Below are 15,382 nucleotides of genomic sequence, written 5' to 3' on the forward strand. Positions count from 1 at the left end.
GCGTAAATCGCGGTTAACCAGCCGGCCGATACTTATGACCCCTCGGCGACGCGCCCACGACCGCAACGAAGCGGTCCGAGTCTCGCCTCAGCGGGTGACAAATGTTTCGGATGAAGATCGCCGCCGCCGTGCGCGCGTTTGGCCTCGCGGTCGGCGGAGGGGTCCTGGTGACCGTGATCCTGGCCCTTTTGGTGGTCAATCACGTCCGTATCGGCGGACCGCAATATGCCGAAATCGTCCAGGGCAAGGACCTGGTCGCTGACATCCTGCCGCCCCCGCAATATGTGATCGAGGCCTATCTGGTGGCCACCCTGGCCCGCGACGGGGTCGAGACGCCCGCCAAGAGCCGCGAGCGCCTGAACGCCCTGCACGCGGAATATGACGTCCGCCACAAGCATTGGGAGGCCTCCAGCCTGCCCGAGGCCTTGAAGCGCAAGATCACGGCGGATTCCCATGAGGCCGCCCAGACCTTCTGGACCGTGGTCGAGGGCGACCTGCTGCCGGCGATCGAGAGCGGCGACACGGTCAAGGCGGCCGACGCCTACGGGCGCGCCACCGAAGCCTACCGGGCCCATCGCGCGGTGATCGACGAGATGGTGCCGGAAGCCAATGCGCTCAACGCCGCCGTTGAGGCGCGCTCGGGCCGCGACGTCAAGCTGGCCCTGTTCGGCGGCCTGGCCCTGATCGGCCTGCTGCTGGCCGTGGTTGGAGGCGGGGTCTACGGCCTGACCGCCGGCGTGGTGCGGCCGCTGCGCGAACTGACGCGGCAGATGAACCAGCTGGCCGGCGGCCGGGTCGACATCGAGGTCCAGGCCCGCGACCGCGCCGACGAGGTGGGCGAGATGGCCCGCGCCCTGGAGGTGTTCCGCGTCAACGCCATCGAGGCCGAGACCGCCCGCGCCGCCCAGGAAGACGCCAAGGCGCAGGCCGAGCGGGAACGGCTGGCCGGCGAAGAGGCCGCCACGGCGCGCGGCCAGGCCTTGGTCGTGGGCTCCTTCGGCGAGGGGCTGGAGCGTCTGGCCGAGGGCGACCTGACCTATCGGATGAAGGGCGAGCTGCCGCCGGCATATCTGAAGCTGCAGAGCGACTTCAACCTGGCCGCGGCCAAGCTGCAGAACACGCTGGGCGTGGTGGTGGGCGCCGCGGCGGGCATGCGCTCCGGGGCCGGTGAGATCTCGACCGCCGCCGACGACCTGTCGCAGCGCACCGAACAGCAGGCCGCCAGCCTGGAAGAGACCGCCGCGGCCCTGGACGAGATCACCGCCACGGTCCGCAGGACCGCCGAGGGCGCCAGTCATGCGCGCAAGGTGGTGGAGACCGCCCGTTCCGACGCCGCCGAGGGCGCCGACGTGGTGAAGCGGGCCACCTCGGCCATGGACGAGATCGAGGGCTCCTCCAGGCAGATCGGCCAGATCATTGGAGTGATCGATGAGATCGCCTTCCAGACCAACCTGCTGGCGCTCAACGCCGGGGTGGAAGCCGCGCGCGCCGGCGAGGCCGGCAAGGGCTTCGCGGTGGTCGCCTCCGAGGTCCGCGCGCTCGCCCAGCGTTCGGCCGAGGCCGCCAAGGAGATCAAGGCCCTGATCATGTCCTCGTCGGCCCAGGTGGGGACCGGCGTCGAACTGGTGGCGGCCACCGGCAAGGCCCTACAGCGCATCGTGATCCAGGTCGCCGAGATCAACGGCATCGTCGCCGAGATCGCCGCCAGCGCCCAGGAACAGGCCACCGGCCTCCAGCAGGTCAACACCGCGGTCAATCACATGGACCAGGTGACCCAGCAGAACGCGGCGATGGTCGAGGAATCCACCGCCGCCAGCCATTCGCTGGCCAATGAGGCGGCCGAACTCGCCACCCTGGTCGCCCAGTTCCGCACCGGAGACGCAGGCCCCGGCGTCCGCCGCGCCGCCTAGACCTGGCTCATGACCGGGCCGATCTCGTCGTGCAGGACCAGGTCGGCCTGGAGGTCCTGGTCCGTCGGCTCGCGGTTGACGATCGCCAGGCGCGCGCCGTTGCGCTTGGCCAGGAGCGGGAAGCCGGCCGCCGGGTAGACCACCAGGGACGAGCCCAGCACCAGGAAGAGGTCACAGTCGAGGCTCGCGGCCTCGGCCCGCGCCATGGGCTCGGGAGGCATGGCCTGGCCGAAGGAGATGGTCGCCGATTTCACCAGGCCGCCGCAGTCGCGGCAGGTCGGTATGACCCCGCGCTCAAGGAACGCTTCGCGGAACTCCTCGAACTCATGGCGTAGGCCGCAGGCCAGACAGCGGGCGTAGTGGGCGTTGCCGTGCAGCTCGACGACCTGTTCGGCCGGCACGCCGGAGTCCTGGTGCAGGTTGTCGACGTTCTGGGTGATGACGGCGGTGACCTTGCCTTGGGCCACCAGCCGCGCCACCGCCACGTGCCCGGCGTTGGGCTTGGCTCCGGTCCACCGCGCCGCGCCGGAAAAGGTGCGGGTCCAGGCCTCCCGCCGCTGCGCCTCGTCGGCGACGAAGTCCTGGAACCTGATCGGCGTCATGCGACTCCACACCCCGCCCGGACTGCGGAAGTCGGGCACGCCGGACTCTGTGGAGATGCCCGCGCCGGTGAACACCACGACCTTGCGCGCCTGGGCGATGGCTTGGGCGAGGTCGTGGGGGGAGGCGGGCCCGCCGCGCGGGGAGAGATGAGCCATGGTCCTTCGCGTCCATTCCGCCGACATAGGAGCGCCCGATGGGCCTCCTGGCAACCGGCGCCGACAGGCCCGCCGTCGCCCAAAACGCTATCGACGGCGTCGTTAATCAGATGGATCAGGTTAGGCCGCAGAATGGCGCCATGGTCGAACAGTCCACCGCCGCCAGCCACGCCCTCGCCAACCAAGCGATCGAGCTCGCGCGCCTGATGGGCCAGTTCACCATCGGGGCGGTCGCGCCCCAGGCCGCCGCGCTCAGGCTCGCCGCTCCGTCGGCCGCAAAGCCCTTGCGCGCAAAGGCCTACGCCACCCGCGGAAGCGCCGCGGTGAGGCACGAGCCGGCGTTCGAGGCCGACAGCTGGGAGGAGTTCTGATGGAAATTACGACGTCGCGCATCCCGTCCCCCGGGGCGGAACTGATCTCGGTCCGAATCGGCGATCAGGCCTACGCCATCGACATCATGGCCGTGCGCGAGATTAGGGGTTGGACCGCGGCGACCCCCCTGCCGCATGCCCCGCCCCATGTCCTGGGCATGATGAACCTGCGTGGGGCGATCCTGCCGGTCATCGATCTTGGCGCCCGCCTCGGTCTTGGCGCGGCCAATCCCGGCCCCGCCTCGGTAGTGGTCGTGGCCCAAGTCGGCGATTGCCAGATGGGCCTGGTGGTCGACGCGGTCTCCGACATCCTCACCGTCACCGAGGGCCTGATCCAACCGGCCCCCTCGGTCGGCAGCATCGAATCCACCACCTATGTGGCCGGGGTGATGACCACCGACACCGGCATCGTTTCGCTGCTGTCCCTCGACCACATCCTCCCGCCCGATGTCCAGGCGACCGCGGTGGCCGCCGCCGCGGCCTGACGACACCCCTTCTTTTCGCCCACCAGGAAACACCCCCAAAGATGCCGGCCCGCCCGTCGATCACCGCGAAACTCACCTGGGCGACAGCCTGCGCCATGGGCGTCACGGCCGCCGCGGCCTGGGGCCTGGTCGCAGCCAAGATCAGCGGCTTGATGCTGATCGGCGGCGGGATCGCCGTGGGGCTGCTGGCCCTTTTCGTGCTCTCCATGGTCTTCCGCGGCCTGGTCAAGGCGCCGCTGGTCGAGATCTCCGCCTCGGTCACCGAACTATCGGCCGGGCGTTACGAGAAGCCGGTGCACGGCCTGGAGCTGAACGGCGAGGCCGGCGTCCTGGCTCGCGCCCTGGACGTCCTGCGCCATGACCTGGCCGAGGCCCGCGCCGTGCGCGCCGGCCGCGAAGCCGCCAGCACGGCGGCCGAGACCGAGCGTCATCGCCTGTCGTCCGAACGCGCCGCCGTCTCCCAGCACCAGGCGGTGGTCGTCGCGGCCCTGGCCGATGGCCTGGCGCGCCTGGCGCATGGCGACCTGACCGCCCGCGTCGAGCAGGACGTCGCCCCGGAATACGAGGCCCTGAAGCACGACTTCAACGTGGCCATGAGCCAACTGCAGAACACCATGGGCGTGGTGGTCGGCGCGACCTCCAGCATGCGCTCCGGCGCCGATGAGATCAGCCGCGCCGCCGACGACCTGTCGCGGCGCACCGAACAGCAGGCCGCCAGCCTGGAAGAGACCGCCGCGGCCCTGGACGAGATCACCGAGACCGTCCGCCGAACCGCAGAGGGCGCCACCCACGCCCGCGGCGTGGTGGAGACCGCCCGCGTCAACGCCGGCCAAAGCGCCGAGGTGGTCCGCAAGGCCACCGCCGCCATGGGCGAGATCGAGGGCTCGTCGCGCCAGATCGAGCAGATCATCGGGGTGATCGACGAGATCGCCTTCCAGACCAACCTCCTGGCGCTGAACGCTGGGGTGGAAGCCGCCCGGGCCGGAGACGCCGGCCGCGGCTTCGCCGTCGTCGCCTCGGAAGTCCGGGCCCTGGCCCAACGCTCGGCCCAGGCGGCCAAGGAGATCAAGGCCCTGATCCACGCCTCGGGCGAGCAGGTCGGCCACGGGGTCAGCCTGGTGGCCGAGACCGGCAAGGCCCTGCAGGTGATCGTCAGCCAGGTGGCCGAGATCAACGGCATCGTCTCGGAGATCGCCGCCAGCGCCCAGGAGCAGGCGACCGGGCTCCATCAGGTCAATTCCGCGGTCAACCAGATGGACCAGGTGACCCAGCAGAACGCCGCCATGGTCGAGGAATCCACCGCCGCCAGCCATGCCCTGGCCAACGAAGCCGTGGAACTCGCCAAGCTGATCGGCCAGTTCCGCACCCACGACGGCGAGCCGGTTGAGGCGCCCGCCCCCCGCGCCCGAGCCCGCGCCGCCCAGGGTGGCTCCCCACGCCTGGCCGTGGTCGGCCGCCAGGATAGTTGGGAAGAATTCTAGCCCCAGGGCCGGCGCCCAAATTTCGGGCGGCCGCCGCAAGATTGTGCCTGCACATCGGGCGAATTGTCCTGTAGCCAGGGTCGTCGAACCGGATTCTGGGGGCTAGGCGGCATGTCATTCCTGCGACGCGCGGTTGCGTTGATCACTATAGCCATGGTCGCGACCCCGGCCTGGGCCCAGGACGCCGCCCCCGCCGCCGATCCCGCCGCCACAGCCTGGATCCTCAGCGCCACGGCCCTGGTGCTGTTCATGACCCTGCCGGGCCTGGCGCTGTTCTATGCCGGCCTGGTGCGCTCGAAGAACGTGCTGTCGGTGATGATGCACTGTGTGGGCATCGCCTGCCTGGCCTCGGTGCTCTGGCTGTTCGGCGGCTACAGCCTGGCCTTCTCCGGGGCCCATCCGCTGGTCGGCGACCTGGCCAAGTTCGCGCTCGTCTCGGTCGGCCGCGACGCGGTGACCGGCGTCCTGCCGGAGAGCGTGTTCTTCGGCTTCCAGATGACCTTCGCCATCATCACCCCGGCCTTGATCGTCGGCGCCTTCGTCGAGCGGATCAGGTTCTCCGCCGTCATGCTGTTCTCCGGCCTGTGGCTGCTGGTGGTCTACGCGCCGGTCTGCCACTGGGTCTGGGGCGGCGGCTGGCTGGCCTCCATGAAGGTCATGGACTATGCGGGCGGCCTGGTGGTCCACGCCACGGCGGGGGTCTCGGCCCTGTTGATCGCCTGGCGCCTGGGTCCGCGCGACGGCTTCCCGCGCGATCTCTCCCCGCCGCACAATCCCGGCATGACCATGATGGGCGCGGCGATGCTGTGGGTCGGCTGGTACGGCTTCAACGCCGGCAGCGCGCTCGCCGCCGACGGGGCGGCGGGCTCGGCCCTGATCGCCACCCACCTGTCGGCCGCCACGGCGGGCCTGACCTGGGCCCTGATCGAATGGACCCGCTACACGCGCGCCAGCATGATCGGCATCGTCACCGGGGTGGTGGCGGGTCTGGCCACGGTCACGCCGGCCTCGGGCTTCGTGGGGCCGCTGGGCGGGGTGATCCTCGGCGCGGCGGGCAGCTTCGTCTGCTACCAGGCCGTCGACTTCGTGAAGAGCCGGCTCAAGGTCGACGACAGCCTCGACGTCTTCGCCGTCCACGGGGTGGGCGGCATCCTCGGGACCCTGCTGGTGGCGGTGCTGGCCACCCCTGAGCTGGGCGGGACGGGCTATGCAGAGGGCGTCGACATGGGCGGCCAGGCGCTCACCCAGCTGATCGGCGTGGCGGCGGTCTGCGCCTGGTCGGCGGTGGCCACCCTGGTGCTGGTCTTCCTGGTCCGCCGCACGGTGGGTCTGCGCGCCTCGGCCGAGGCGGTGGAGGACGGCCTCGACCTCGCCAACCACGGCGAGAGGGCCTATCCCTGAGGTTGAGCCCCGAAGGCGGCTTCCAGCGCCGCCTCGTCCAGGCCCTCGATCTGCAGCATCTTCAGCCGTGCGGTCTCGCCAGAGACGATGCGCACCGACGATTTTGAGACCTTCAGGGTCTTGGCCAGGAACGCGGTCAGGGCGGCGTTGGCCTCGCCGTCGGCGGCCGCGGCGCTGACCCGCACCTTCAGATAGGCCCGGCCGGCCGGATCCCGGGCCCAGCCGTCCACCGCGTCCCGGCCGCCCTTGGGCGTCACCCGGACTGGCAGCCGCACGGTCTAGACGACGAGGTTCAGCAGGGCGCCCTGCGCCGCCGGCAACAGGTAGCGCTGGATGCCGCTGATCAGCAGGATGGCGATGATCGGGCTGATGTCCACATTGCCCAACGGCGGGATGATGCGTTGGAACGGCGCGAGCACCGGCCGGGTCACCGCGTCGAGGAACTTGGCGATCCCGTAGACGAACTGGTTGCGCAGGTTGATCACGTCGAAGGCCACCAGCCAGGAGAGGATGGCGCTGGCGATCATGGCGAAGACCAGCAGGCTCAGCAGGCTATCGAGGATGAAGAAGACGAATCCGATCAGCGCGATCATCGAGGTTTCCAGCAGGGAATGACCGGCCCTGTATCGTCTGGCCGCCCTTCCCTGGCAAGCCGCGCGCTTCTGCGGCTTGACAGATGGGGGCTCCCGCCCCTAATTCCGCCCCTCCTGGGGCCGTAGCTCAGTTGGTAGAGCGCCTCGTTCGCAATGAGGAGGTCAGCGGTTCGACTCCGCTCGGCTCCACCAGGAACCTTTCCCGACATCGCCGTCAGGCGTCGACCACGCCGTCCACCTGCATGCGCCGGTAGCGGGCTTCCGCGAAGGCGAAGAGGCCGAACGCCATGAGGCCCAGGGCAGTCAGGGCGAGGATAGCCTCACCGAACGGCTGGCGCTCCAGGGCGTCCAGCGCCGCGCCGAGACCGCCTTGCGCCTCGGCCGCCCGGGCGTTGAGGCCAGCCAGGACCAGGAAGCCGCCGGCCGGCAGGAAGGCGACACCGCGGGCCAGATGGCCGGCGCGGCCCAGCAGGGTCACCCAGCGCGCGACGTGGCGGTCGCAGGACATCCGCTTGCAGAAGTCGTTGGTCGCCGCCTGCCAGATATTGCCGGCCCCGACGCCCAGCACGAACAGGCCCACGGCGATGACCATCAGCTCGCCGCCGGGCATGGCCAGGGCGGCCTCCAGGCTCTCGCGGGCCTTGGCCTGGTCGTCGACCTCCCGCAGGTCCTCCAGGGCGTCCAGCAGGCCATACGCCGAGACCCCGAGGGAGGCGTAGACCACGCCGCTGATCGCCTGGCCCGCCCGGGAGGCCAGGGCCCTCAGCTTCCGCCCCTGCCGGTCGGCGTCGAAGACCGATTGCAGGAGTCGCCAGGCCGCGAACCCATAGAGGCCGGCGCCGGTCAGCCAGAGCAGGGCGTAGCCCAGCGGCCAGTCGGGCCAGGCCTCCAACGCGCCCATGGCCCCTTCGGCCTTCGGCGTGCGGTCCAGGGCCGCCAGCAGGGCGATGAAGCCGATGCTCACATAGACGAAGCCTCGCGCCACATAGCCCGCGCGGCAGACCAGTTCGATGGCCGCGGCGAGCGGATGGTCGTGCAGGGTGCGCCGATAGCTGGCGAGGGCATGGGTGGTCACGAACGGCCCCTTTCAAGCGGAACCGTCCCCGAACGCCGCCTCGGCCGCCTGGTTCCCTTGGCTATAGCGACGCCGGGGGCGCGGCGTCCGTTGTCTCGGCGAAGGTCACCGGCAACTTCAGGAAGACCCGTCCCGAGGCGGACGGCGCAGGCAGGGCGCCGGCGCGGATGTTCACCTGCAGGGACGGGAGGATCAGGGTCGGCGGCGCGAGCGTGGCGTCGCGGGCCTGACGCATCCTCACGAAGGCGGCTTCCTCGACGCCGTCGTGGACGTGAATATTGCCTGCGCGCTGCTCGGCCACCGTGGTCTGCCACCGAAAACTGTCGCGTCCCGGCGGCAGGTAATCGTGGCCGACGAAGACGCGGGTTTCGGGGGGCAGGGCCATCAGCTTGCGAATCGACCGATAGAGGGTCGCGGCGTCGCCGCCGGGGAAGTCGGCCCGGGCGGTTCCGTAGTCGGGCATGAACAGGGTATCGCCAACGAAGGCCGCGTCGCCGATCAGGTAGGTGACGCAGGCTGTTGTGTGCCCCGGCGTATGCAGCACCCGGACCGAGATCTCGCCAAGTGGCAGTTCATCGCCCTCCTTCAGCAGGATGTCGAATGCGGCGCCGTCGGCGGAAACGTCATCGGCCTCGAATAGCGGGATGAAGGCCTTCTGAACGCGGATGATCTCGGCGCCGATCACGACGCGTGCGCCGGTCTCGCGCCGAATGCAGTCGGCGGCGGAAAGGTGGTCGGCGTGGGCGTGGGTTTCCAGGACGTAGGCCAGGGTCAACCCCTGGTCACGGACGGCGACCAGGACCGCGTCGGCGGACGCCGTAGAGAGCACGGCGCCCTTCGGCTCGAAGTCCAGGACGGGATCGATGATCGCGGCGACTCGCGTGGCCGGGTCGCTGACCAGGTACGTGGCGGTGGACGTGGCGGTGTCGAAAAAGACCTGGACGACAGGTGACATGGACTGACCCTCCTTGGGCCGGCTGTATATAAGAAGTTGCTAAATTAGATTCAATGAATATATTGTCGGCATGTTCGATCTCGTGAAATTCGACATCGCCCGTTTCGAGGCCAGCGCAACCGAAGCCGCGAAGCTTCTGCGCGCGCTGGGCAATGAGCGGCGTCTGATGATCCTGTGCCAGCTGGCGGACGGCGAACGATCGGTCGGGGAGCTACAGCCCCTCGTCGGCCTTTCGCAGTCGGCCCTGTCGCAGCACCTCGCCGTGCTGCGGGAAGAAGGCGTCGTGGCCACCCGTCGGGAGGCCCAGACCATCTGGTACCGGATCGAGGACCCCGCCGCCCTCAAGGTGGTGGCGACCCTCGCCGAGATATTCTGTCCCCCGGAGATGAAGACCGATGCCTCCCGCCGCCATGACCCTTAGTCCCAATCAAGTGGCCGACCTGTTGGGTCAGGACCGCGCCGTCATGATCGACATCCGAGAGCCCGACGAGTTCGCCCGCCGTCACATCAAGGGCGCGCGCTCGCAGCCCCTTTCCGCCCTCAGCGCCGTCCCGTTGAACGTCCCGCACGGCAAGACGGTGGTCTTCACCTGCAAATCGGGCATGCGGACGGCGGCCAACTGCGAGCGCCTCGTTTCCGGCCTGGACCGGGCAGCGTTTCTGCTGGAGGGCGGCGTCGACGGCTGGGCGGCCGCCGGCCTGCCGGTGACGGAAAATCGTAAAGCGCCGTTGGAGATGATGCGCCAGGTGCAGATCGGCGCGGGTTCGTTGGTGCTGCTGGGCGTCGCCCTGGGTTATGGCGTCCATCCTGTCTTCTTCGGACTGTCCGGCGCGGTCGGGGCGGGTCTGTTGATGGCCGGCGTCACCGGCTTCTGCGGCTTGGCCCGCCTGCTGAACCTCGCGCCCTGGAATCGGGCCGCCGGGACCTGAGCGTGGATCCCATTGTCACCAGCTTGGCCCTGGCAGCCGCCGGTGGCGCGGTGATCGGCCTGCTGCTGTCGGTGTTTGGCGGCGGCGGGTCCGTGCTGGCCACGCCGTTGCTGATCTATGTGGTCGGGATCGAGAACACGCACGTGGCGATCGGCACCTCGGCCGCCGCCGTGGCCGTCAACGCCCTAATCGGCCTGGCGACTCAGGCGCGCGCCGGGCGGGTCAAGTGGCCCTGCGCCCTGGCCTTCGGCGCGGCGGGTCTGGCCGGCTCCCTGGTCGGCGCGCACCTGGCCAAACTGGTCGATGGCGGCCAACTGCTGCTGTGGTTCGCCGGCGCCATGGGCCTGGTCGGCATTTCGATGCTCGCGCCGCGCAAATCGCAGGGAGATCCGACCGTCCATCTGGACGTGGCGCGCACCCTGAAACTTGCGCCGCTGGGACTGGTCGTCGGCCTGGCGGCGGGTTTCTTCGGAATCGGCGGGGGCTTCCTCATCGTTCCGGGCCTGATGGCGGCCACCGGCATGACGCTCGCCAACGCCGCGGCGTCATCCCTGTTCTCGGTCGTGCTGTTCGGCGGTGCGACGAGCGCGAGCTACGCCGCGTCCGGGCTGATCGATTGGCCGGTCTTCCTGTGCCTGGTGGCGGGCGGCGGTATCGGCGCCCTGGCAGGCGGCCCTGTCGCCCAGCGCCTAGCCAGTCACGCAGACATCGCCCGCCGCGCCTTTGCGATCATGGTGCTACTGACTGCGGCCTATGTGGCGTTCCGTAAGCTCACCTAGTGCGCGTCGTCCCAATTGGCCGCGGCGCGCGCCTCGACCACCAGGGGCACGCTGAACGACACCGCCGGCTCGGCGGCCCGCTCCATGACCCGCTTGGCCACGGCGATCAGGGCCTGAGCCTCCGCCTCCGGCGCCTCGAAGACCAGTTCGTCGTGGACTTGCAGCAGCATGCGGGCCGAGAGCCCCTCGGCCTTGAGCGCCGCGGGCATGCGGATCATGGCGCGGCGGATGACGTCGGCGGCCGCGCCCTGGATCGGGGCGTTGATGGCCGCGCGATCTCCGAAGGCCCGCTCGGCGGCGGACTTGGAGTTCACGGCCGGGATGTTGACCTTCCGTCCGAAGACGGTGGTCACGAACCCTTGCGTCCGCGCCATCTGCTTGGTGCTGTCCATATAGGCGCGGATGCCGGGGAAGCGCTCGAAATAGGTCTTGATATAGGCCCCGGCCTCGTCCTGCGGGATCGACAGCTGGTTGGCCAGGCCGAAGGCCGAGATGCCGTAGACGATGCCGAAATTGATCGCCTTGGCGCGGCGCCGGGTCTCGGCGGGCATGCCCTCGATGGGCACGCCGAACATCTCCGAGGCGGTGGCCGCGTGGATGTCGAGGCCCTCCTTGAAGGCCTTCTTCAGCTGCGGGATGTCGCCCACATGGGCCAGGATCCGCAGCTCGATCTGACTGTAGTCGGCGCTGATCAGCACGTTTCCCGGTTCGGCGATGAAGGCCTTGCGGATCCGCCGGCCCTCCTCGGTGCGGATCGGGATGTTCTGCAGGTTCGGATCCGACGACGACAGCCGCCCGGTGGTGGTCGAGGCGAGTGCATAGGAGGTGTGCACCCGGCCCGTGCGCGGGGCGATGGCCGGGATCAGGTTGTCGGTATAGGTGCCCTTCAGCTTGGAGAGCTGGCGCCAGTCCAGCAGGACGCGCGGCAGCTCATGGCCCTTGGCCGCCAGGTCCTCCAGCATCGAGGCGTCGGTCGAGGCGGCTCCCGTGGCGGTCATGCGGCCCGAGGCGAGCCCCATCTCTTGGAATAGGAGATCGCCGATCTGCTTGGGTGACCCCAGGTTGAAGGGCCGGCCGGCGAGCCTATGGGCTTCCAACTCCAGCTCGCCCATGCGCACGGAGAAGTCGTTGGAGAGCTGGCGCAGGCGCTCGGGATCGACCTTGATCCCGTGGTTCTCCATCTCGGCCAGCACGGCGGGCAGCTTGCGCTCCAGGGTCTCGTAGACGGTGAGCAGCCCCGCCTGGACCAGCCGGGGCCGCAGCAGCAGCCACAGCCGCAGGGTGACGTCGGCGTCCTCGGCGGCGTAGCAGGTGGCCGGCTCCAGCGGCACGTGCTTGAAGCTCTTCTGGGTCTTGCCGGTCCCGGTGACCGCCTTGAACTTGATGGGTTCGTGGTCGAGCCAGCGCTTGGAGAGCTCGTCCATGCCGTGGCTCTTGTGGACGCCGGCCTCCAGCACGTAGCTGATCAGCATGGTGTCATCGATCGGGGTGACGTCGATCCCGTAGCGCGACAGGACGGCGATGTCGTACTTGGCGTTCTGCGCCACCTTCAGGACCGAGGGGTCCTCCAGCAGCGGCTTCAGCCGCGCCATGACCTCGTCGCAGGGGATCTGCTCGATCTCGGCCGGGGTCTCGAACTCCAGCCCGCCCGCGCCTTCGTTCTCGTGGCCCACGGGGATGTAGCAGGCCTCGCCCGGCGCCACGGCCAGGGAGACGCCGCAGAGATTGGCGTTGGCGGAGGAGAGGGCGTCGGTCTCGGTGTCGAAGGCCACCACGCCCAGGCTCCGCGCCCTGGCGATCCAGGCGTCGAGGGTGGCCAGGTCGCGCACGCAGACATAGGCGTTCGTGTCGATGGGGCCATGGTCGCCGGCCACGGGCTGGGGCGCCGGAGCGGGCGCCGCCGCTGCGCCGCCGCCGCCGGCCACGCGCCGCGCCAGGCTGCGGAATTCCATCTCCTCGAGGAACTTGGCGAGCGTCGCGGCGTCCGGCTCGGCTACCGCCAGGTCGTCGATCGGCGAGGGCAGGGGGGTGTCGCAGTCCAGCCGCACCAGCTCGCGCGAGAGGCGGATCTGGTCGGCGAAATCGATCAGGGTCTGGCGGCGCTTCTCCTGCTTGACCTCGCCGGCGCGGGCCAGGACCGAGTCCAGGTCGCCGTATTCGTTGATCAGCAGGGCGGCGGTCTTGACCCCGATGCCCGGGGCGCCGGGCACGTTGTCGACGCTGTCGCCGCACAGGGCCTGGACGTCGACCACCCTGTCCGGCGTCACCCCGAACTTCTCGAACACCTGCTCGGCGCCGATCTTCAGGTTCTTCATGGTGTCGAGCATCCACACCCGGGGCCCGACCAACTGCATCAGGTCCTTGTCGGACGAGACGATCACCACCTCGCCGCCAGCGTCGCGGACCTTGCAGGCATAGGCCGCGATCAAGTCGTCGGCCTCATAGCCGGGCAGCTCCAGGCAGGGCACGCCAAAGGCCCGGGTGGCGTCGCGCATCAGCGGGAACTGCGGGATCAGGTCCTCGGGCGGCGGCGGGCGGTGGGCCTTGTACTGGTCGTACAGCTTGTTGCGGAAGGTCTTCTCCGAATGGTCGAAGATCACCGCCAGGTGGGTCGGCGCCTCCTCCTGGGCCTTCATGTCCACCAGCAGCTTCCACAGCATGTTGCAGAAGCCGGAGATCGCCCCGATGGGCAGGCCGTCCGACTTCCGCGTCAGGGGCGGCAGGGCGTGATAGGCGCGGAAGATGAAGCCCGACCCGTCCACCAGATAGAGCCGGACCGCCGGTCCGTCCTGGGTGGGCTCGCGGGGGATGTCGTCGAGGGCGGCCGGCGCGGTGTCGAGGGTCTCGGTCATGGTGGGGAAGATAGGCGCGAGGGACGCCGCGGTCACCCGCCAGATCGCAATATCGCGCGTGCGCGATCGGCGTGCTTGGGGCTAGGCTGGCGGCATGGCCCTGTCCGACCCCGTTATCGTCGCCGTTCTCGCCGATTGCCACATCCATCCCGGCGGTGGCCCCGACTGGACGCCGCAGATCCTCGAGGCCCTGGCCGGGGTCGACCTGATCGTCACCCTGGGCGACATGGGTGAGGCTGCGGGTCTCGACCGCTTGGCGCGGATCGCCCCGGTGCTCGGCGTCCGCGGGCAGGACGACAGCGACGATCCGCGCACCGACCAGCAGGTTCGCGTCCTGCAACTCGGTACGACGCGCCTGGGCTGCGTCTTCGATCCGGTGGCCGCGGGTTTCGCGAGTGCGGTCGACCCGTTCACGCCCGACTTCAATTTCCGCCCCAGATGTCGCGAGCTGTTCGGGGGCGAGATCAACGCCCTGCTCTACGCCTCGACTCACACGGCGCAGACCGGCTGGTTCCCAGGCGGCATGGCGATCAATCCCGGAAGCGCCACCCTGCCTACCGGAATGGAGGATGGCGCTCCTGGGACCTTCGTTCGCCTGGAGATCCGCGACGGCGGGTTCGACTACAGGATCGTCGAGATCGGCCGTTAGCCGAACCGCTTGTTGAGGTCCGGCAGGTCCTTGCCCAGCATGGCCAGGGCGCCGGCGTCGCCGTCCTTCAGATAGGCCGCGATCGAGGTTCCCAGCGCCGCATAGGCCGCGCGGAACGGCGCCGTGGCCGAGGAGAGGCGTCGCACGCCCAGCGCCTGCAGCCTGGGTGCCGGCGCCACGCCCGGACGGCCCATGACGTTGAGCGGCAGGGCGATCTCCTTGGCCAGGGTCGCCAGCAGGTCGTCGTCCGCCGGGCCAGGGACGAAGATGCCGTCGGCGCCGGCGGCCTTGTAGAGCTCGGCCCGCCGCAGGGTCTCGGTCAGGGCTTCCTCGCCCTTGGCCAGGCCCTTCAGATAGACGTCGATCCGGGCGTTGACGAACACGGCCACACCGGCCTGGGCGGCGGCCTTGCGCACGGTGTCGATCTTGCGCACGTGCAGCTCGGGATCGCGCGCGCCGTCCTCGAAATTGATCCCCACGGCGCCGGCGTCGATCACGCCCTTGATGGTCTGCGCCACTGTCGGCAGGTCATCGGAATAGCCGCCCTCGATGTCGGCGGTGAGCGGGACCTTGATCACCCGGGCCATCTCGCCGATGGCGGCCAGCAGGGTCGGGATCGGCAGGATGTCGCCGTCGGCATAGCCGTGCGCCCAGGCGACGGCGGCCGAGGAGGTGGCCACGGCCTTGGCCCCGGCGTCCTCCATCATGGCGGCGCTGGCCGCGTCCCAGGCGTTGGGCAGCACCAGGATGTCAGGCCCGGCGTGCAGGGCGCGGAAGGTCTCGGCTTGGCTCATGGGGTGGCCTCCAGGGGTTTTGCTGAAGGACGATATAGGTAGGCCCGCCGTGACATGCTGGCGGAAGTCGGACAGGGACACCCTATAGATGCTCCCCTCCTGGGGGAGCTGTCGGCCGAATGGCCGACTGAGGGGGACTTTGACTCATCCCACCGTGGATGAAGCCCCCGCCGTCTCGTCGCGAAGAGGCGACGATCCACCTCCCCCAGAAGGCAGGGGAATCGCATATGGCGTTGGAGTCGAAGTTTTAGCTCGAAGCGGGTTCTGAGGTTGTCTCCCTGGTGTGAGGAGGCGGCGGGATGGAGACGTTCTCGAGTTATTTTTCGGGGGTGGCCGATCCCCGGGCGGGC

The 15,382-nt window shown here is 69.6% G+C and carries 16 protein-coding genes and 1 tRNA gene; 10 read left to right on the plus strand and 7 right to left on the minus strand.

Features of this window, described 5'->3' with window-relative positions:
* Positions 1-110: 110 nt before the first annotated feature.
* Entirely contained in the window at positions 111-1,910 is a 1,800-nt protein-coding gene (locus tag Q8Q88_RS10860) for a HAMP domain-containing methyl-accepting chemotaxis protein (protein ID WP_305675210.1), read from the plus strand.
* Here Q8Q88_RS10860 and Q8Q88_RS10865 read toward each other — a convergent pair.
* Positions 1,907-2,668, minus strand: coding sequence for a Sir2 family NAD-dependent protein deacetylase (locus Q8Q88_RS10865; RefSeq protein ID WP_305675211.1), 762 nt, complete (start codon positions 2,666-2,668; stop codon positions 1,907-1,909). The genes Q8Q88_RS10860 and Q8Q88_RS10865 overlap by 4 nt on opposite strands.
* 38 nt (positions 2,669-2,706) lie before the next feature.
* On the opposite strand from Q8Q88_RS10865, the gene Q8Q88_RS10870 reads away from it, so the two are divergent.
* The 4 genes from Q8Q88_RS10870 (at position 2,707) to Q8Q88_RS10885 (ending at position 6,406) form a co-directional block, all read left to right on the plus strand.
* Positions 2,707-3,039: a hypothetical protein gene (locus Q8Q88_RS10870; protein WP_305675212.1), complete on the plus strand. Its 333-nt coding sequence runs from the start codon at positions 2,707-2,709 to the stop codon at positions 3,037-3,039.
* Complete coding sequence (locus Q8Q88_RS10875; RefSeq protein WP_305675213.1) at positions 3,039-3,524, plus strand: chemotaxis protein CheW; 486 nt, start codon at positions 3,039-3,041, stop codon at positions 3,522-3,524. The genes Q8Q88_RS10870 and Q8Q88_RS10875 overlap by 1 nt, the downstream gene beginning before the upstream one ends.
* Positions 3,525-3,565: 41 nt before the next feature.
* Positions 3,566-5,005: a methyl-accepting chemotaxis protein gene (locus tag Q8Q88_RS10880; RefSeq protein ID WP_371129843.1), complete on the plus strand. Its 1,440-nt coding sequence runs from the start codon at positions 3,566-3,568 to the stop codon at positions 5,003-5,005.
* A gap of 153 nt (positions 5,006-5,158) precedes the next feature.
* Positions 5,159-6,406: an ammonium transporter gene (locus Q8Q88_RS10885; RefSeq protein ID WP_305675214.1), complete on the plus strand. Its 1,248-nt coding sequence runs from the start codon at positions 5,159-5,161 to the stop codon at positions 6,404-6,406.
* Here Q8Q88_RS10885 and Q8Q88_RS10890 read toward each other — a convergent pair.
* Both Q8Q88_RS10890 and Q8Q88_RS10895 read right to left on the minus strand, forming a co-directional pair.
* The gene (locus tag Q8Q88_RS10890) at positions 6,397-6,681 is read right to left on the minus strand and encodes a DUF167 family protein (RefSeq protein ID WP_305675215.1); all 285 of its coding nucleotides are present in this window, start codon (positions 6,679-6,681) and stop codon (positions 6,397-6,399) included. The two genes, Q8Q88_RS10885 and Q8Q88_RS10890, sit on opposite strands and share 10 nt — an antisense overlap.
* 3 nt (positions 6,682-6,684) lie before the next feature.
* A complete protein-coding gene (locus Q8Q88_RS10895) occupies positions 6,685-6,999 on the minus strand; it encodes a YggT family protein (RefSeq protein WP_305675216.1) in 315 nt (104 codons plus the stop codon).
* A gap of 116 nt (positions 7,000-7,115) precedes the next feature.
* Here Q8Q88_RS10895 and Q8Q88_RS10900 point away from each other — a divergent pair.
* Positions 7,116-7,191: transfer RNA gene (locus tag Q8Q88_RS10900), tRNA-Ala, on the plus strand.
* A gap of 22 nt (positions 7,192-7,213) precedes the next feature.
* On the opposite strand, the gene Q8Q88_RS10905 is transcribed toward Q8Q88_RS10900, so the two are convergent.
* Both Q8Q88_RS10905 and Q8Q88_RS10910 read right to left on the minus strand, forming a co-directional pair.
* Positions 7,214-8,074: a DUF1206 domain-containing protein gene (locus Q8Q88_RS10905; protein ID WP_305675217.1), complete on the minus strand. Its 861-nt coding sequence runs from the start codon at positions 8,072-8,074 to the stop codon at positions 7,214-7,216.
* A gap of 61 nt (positions 8,075-8,135) precedes the next feature.
* Positions 8,136-9,029, minus strand: a complete 894-nt coding sequence (locus Q8Q88_RS10910) for an MBL fold metallo-hydrolase (RefSeq protein ID WP_305675218.1) — start codon at positions 9,027-9,029, stop codon at positions 8,136-8,138.
* Between the two features lie 70 nt (positions 9,030-9,099).
* Between Q8Q88_RS10910 and Q8Q88_RS10915 the strand changes: the two genes are divergently transcribed.
* Genes Q8Q88_RS10915 through Q8Q88_RS10925 form a run of 3 tightly spaced genes read left to right on the plus strand, consistent with a single transcriptional unit; the run spans position 9,100 to position 10,737 of the window.
* A complete protein-coding gene (locus Q8Q88_RS10915) occupies positions 9,100-9,450 on the plus strand; it encodes a helix-turn-helix transcriptional regulator (protein WP_305675219.1) in 351 nt (116 codons plus the stop codon).
* Positions 9,425-9,958, plus strand: coding sequence for a rhodanese family protein (locus tag Q8Q88_RS10920; RefSeq protein ID WP_305675220.1), 534 nt, complete (start codon positions 9,425-9,427; stop codon positions 9,956-9,958). Before Q8Q88_RS10915 ends, Q8Q88_RS10920 begins: the two co-directional genes overlap by 26 nt.
* 11 nt (positions 9,959-9,969) lie before the next feature.
* A complete protein-coding gene (locus Q8Q88_RS10925) occupies positions 9,970-10,737 on the plus strand; it encodes a sulfite exporter TauE/SafE family protein (RefSeq protein ID WP_371129844.1) in 768 nt (255 codons plus the stop codon).
* Here the strand turns inward: Q8Q88_RS10925 and polA are convergent.
* Complete coding sequence (polA, locus tag Q8Q88_RS10930; RefSeq protein WP_305675224.1) at positions 10,734-13,589, minus strand: DNA polymerase I; 2,856 nt, start codon at positions 13,587-13,589, stop codon at positions 10,734-10,736. The two genes, Q8Q88_RS10925 and polA, sit on opposite strands and share 4 nt — an antisense overlap.
* 94 nt (positions 13,590-13,683) lie before the next feature.
* Between polA and Q8Q88_RS10935 the strand changes: the two genes are divergently transcribed.
* On the plus strand, positions 13,684-14,238 hold the full coding sequence (locus Q8Q88_RS10935) for a metallophosphoesterase (RefSeq protein WP_305675222.1): 555 nt from the start codon (positions 13,684-13,686) through the stop codon (positions 14,236-14,238).
* Here the strand turns inward: Q8Q88_RS10935 and Q8Q88_RS10940 are convergent.
* On the minus strand, positions 14,235-15,032 hold the full coding sequence (locus Q8Q88_RS10940) for an isocitrate lyase/phosphoenolpyruvate mutase family protein (protein WP_305675223.1): 798 nt from the start codon (positions 15,030-15,032) through the stop codon (positions 14,235-14,237). The genes Q8Q88_RS10935 and Q8Q88_RS10940 overlap by 4 nt on opposite strands.
* Between the last annotated feature and the right edge of the window lie 350 nt (positions 15,033-15,382).

This window comes from Phenylobacterium sp. (genome assembly GCF_030697925.1).
Taxonomy (GTDB): Bacteria; Pseudomonadota; Alphaproteobacteria; order Caulobacterales; family Caulobacteraceae; genus Phenylobacterium.